The following is a 2974-nucleotide window of genomic DNA, read 5'->3' on the forward strand; positions in this document are numbered from 1 at the left end:
AGCTGTGCCGAGAAAACCGAAACGACCCTGTTCCTTCCCAGGCTGCCCGAACCTGACGGATGGGCGGTACTGTGAGAAGCATCAGAAGATCATCGACAAGCAGTACGAAAAGTATGAACGTAGTCCGGCAACGAAGAAACGGTACGGCAGGACCTGGAAGAAGATCCGGGATGCTTACGTGGCCAGCCATCCTCTTTGTGAAGTGTGCCTGAAGCACGGCCGGTACGTGGTGGCGGAGGAGGTCCACCATAAGAAACCTCTGGCGGAAGGCGGGACCCATGCCTGGAACAACCTGATTGCCCTGTGCAAAGCCTGCCATGCCCGGATCCATGCCAAACGGGGAGACAGGTGGCATAAAAAAGTGGAGTTTTAAAATGTTAAATCTGAAACAAAGTCGTATACCCAGGGGGAGTATGAATCTCTGAAAGCCCGCAAACCCAGAACGGGCGAGGGGTCACGCGCGACAAAAACGCGTTTTCAAAAAGGGTATTGACCCGGTGAAAAAGGGGGTGTGAAAAATAGCCAAAGACGGAACCATGCGGGGCGGACTCAGAGTCGGCCAGGGCCGGAAACCCAGGGCCCTGCTGGACAAACTGCCGGACAATCCGGGGAAGCGGCCGCTTAAGGTGATGGACCTGCCGGAAGGGGCGGATCTATCTGGAGAAGATATGCCGGAACCCAAAGCCTACATGAAGGAAAAGCAGCGGAACGGCGGGAAGCTGGAGGCGGAAGAAATCTACCGGGAAACCTGGCTGTGGCTCAAAGCCCGGCACTGCGAGAAACTGGTAAGCCCTCAGCTCATCAGCCAGTACGCCATGGCGGTGTCCCGGTGGATCCAGTGCGAACATGCCATTTCGGAATATGGCTTTCTGGCCAAGCACCCCACCACCAATGCGGCCATTGCTTCTCCATACGTGACCATGGGCCAGAACTACATGAAGCAGGTGAACCAGATCTGGTATCAGATCTACCAGGTGGTGAAGGAAAACTGCTCCGTGGAGTTTGCCGGCAACACGCCCCAGGATGACGTGATGGAACGGCTGCTGCGGTCGCGGAAGGTATAGCATGACAGCAAGAGAATTCATTTCCCGGCTGAGGGGATATCCCCTCACCAAACAACAGATCAAAACATTACGAGGACAAGCCCTTTGTGGGGACCTGAACGGTGCCCGCAGGGGGCTTGCTGCGATTATAAGGAGAAACATGGCATGGAAAAAACAACCAAAGAGATGAAGCTCATCCCCATCGATGAGCTGATCCCCTATGTGAACAATGCCCGGACCCATTCTCCGGAACAGATCAACAAGCTCAGGGCCAGTTTGCGGGAATTCGGGTTCATCAACCCGGTGATCATCGACAAGGACAAGAACATCATTGCTGGCCATGGCCGGGTGATGGCAGCCCGGGAGGAAGGAATCCAAGAAGTCCCCTGCGTCCTGGTGGACTATTTGACCGAGGCCCAGAAAAAGGCCTATATCCTGGCCGACAACCGGATGGCCCTGGATGCCGGGTGGGACGAAGAGATGCTGCGGGTGGAAATCGAATCCCTCCAGGGAGCGGACTTCGATGTCAGCCTGACCGGATTCGATGAAGACGAAATTGCCCACCTCTTCGATGAAGAAACCGAAGCCAAAGAAGATGACTTTGATGTAGAAGAAGAACTCCAGAAGCCTGTGTTCTCCAAAGCTGGAGATCTTTGGCAGCTGGGAAAACACCGGGTCTTGTGCGGAGATTCTACGAAACAAGAAACCTATGCTCAGCTTATGGATGGAGTAAAACCGAACCTGGTCCTGACGGATCCTCCGTACCTGGTGAATCTTCGAAGCGCTTCCGGGAAAATCAAAAACGATGACCTGAATGACCAGGAAGGGTACGAATTCCTGAAAAAAGCCTTCTCCTGTTTTCATGATGCCATGGCTCCCGATGCGTCCATCTATGTGTTCTACGCCACCATGAAGGCCCGGGTCTTTTACGATGCTTTCGAAGATGCCGGATTCAAAGTGGGGGCGGGGCTCATCTGGAAAAAACCCAAAGCCCCCTTTATGCGCACCGACTGGAAGTTCAATATGGAACCCATCATCTTCGGGTGGCGGAAAGATGGGAAACACAACTGGTATGGGGACCAGAAGCAGAAAGCAGTCTTTGAGTTTGAGGGCATTAAAAACAGCAAAGAGGACGGATTTGGCCATCCCTCCAGTAAACCCGTGCCCATGCTGGCCTATCTCATTAAGCTGAGTAGCCAGATCAATGGGGTTGTGCTGGATGGATTCCTAGGATCTGCTTCCACGCTCATGGCCTGCGACCAGCTAGGCCGCATCTGTTATGGGATAGAGCTGGAGCCTAAGTTCGTAGATGTGGCGGTAAAGCGCTACCTGGCTTCCCACGAGAACGAGACAGTAACCGTCCTCCGGGATGGGAAACAGTATACCTACCAGGAAATGGCGGGAACAGAAAAATAAAGGCTCGAAAGGCTACATTTTGCTTGCTATTATTCGCCTTTAGAGTGATGAATAACAGTACCAAAATACCCTAAGGAGGTACATATGATGAAGGCAGAATACAACAAACAAGGTGCAGCACGGAAGGAATTGGCGGATGCTATCAGCCAAATTACGGGAGAAAGTGCGAAATACCTGTTTCTTCCCACCAAGGCCTATCAAATCGGCAGCATTATGGTCGGCGAGACCGGTACGGTGGAATGTGAGGATGCGGCACTTTTCCAACAGGTTGTTCAGGAACTGGCAGTCAAAGGATTCCGGCCAGAAAACAGAGTCCCCATCCTGGAAGAAGGGGTGAAACCGGAAGAAACTCCTAAAACGGAGGGTGTCGATACCCTCACCATTTCCCTTCCGGATAATTTAACGGAAGAAGACTTTGCTAAGCTCCAGAACCTGGTGGCCTCCAAGGCCGGACTTTTCAAGAAGGCCTTGGGTACGGATGATCTGACCATCCAAAGGGAAGATGGCAAGATTTC

General features: G+C 52.9%; 4 protein-coding genes. All 4 read left to right on the top strand.

The genetic code is table 11. The features are described 5' to 3' along the window. Positions 1-373: HNH endonuclease (locus VZT47_RS09890; RefSeq protein ID WP_330224796.1), on the top strand; the 373-nt coding region annotated here is incomplete at its 5' end. 163 nt (positions 374-536) lie between these two features. Next, on the top strand, positions 537-1064 hold the full coding sequence (locus VZT47_RS09895; RefSeq protein ID WP_343299405.1) for a P27 family phage terminase small subunit: 528 nt from the start codon (positions 537-539) through the stop codon (positions 1062-1064). A 144-nt stretch (positions 1065-1208) separates the two neighbouring features. After that, complete coding sequence (locus VZT47_RS09900; protein ID WP_330224797.1) at positions 1209-2459, top strand: site-specific DNA-methyltransferase; 1251 nt, start codon at positions 1209-1211, stop codon at positions 2457-2459. 84 nt (positions 2460-2543) lie between these two features. Then, on the top strand, positions 2544-2974 hold a 431-nt coding region (locus tag VZT47_RS09905; RefSeq protein ID WP_330224798.1), incomplete at its 3' end, for a hypothetical protein.

It is taken from the genome of Dialister sp., from assembly GCF_036343215.1.
Lineage (GTDB): Bacteria > Bacillota > Negativicutes > Veillonellales > Dialisteraceae > Dialister.

Excerpts from the sequence above, each read along its gene's own strand:
- VZT47_RS09895 (WP_343299405.1), top strand. The coding sequence starts at position 537 with ATGCGGGGCGGACTCAGAGTCGGCCAGGGCCGGAAACCCAGGGCCCTG.
- VZT47_RS09900 (WP_330224797.1), top strand. The coding sequence starts at position 1,209 with ATGGAAAAAACAACCAAAGAGATGAAGCTCATCCCCATCGATGAGCTG.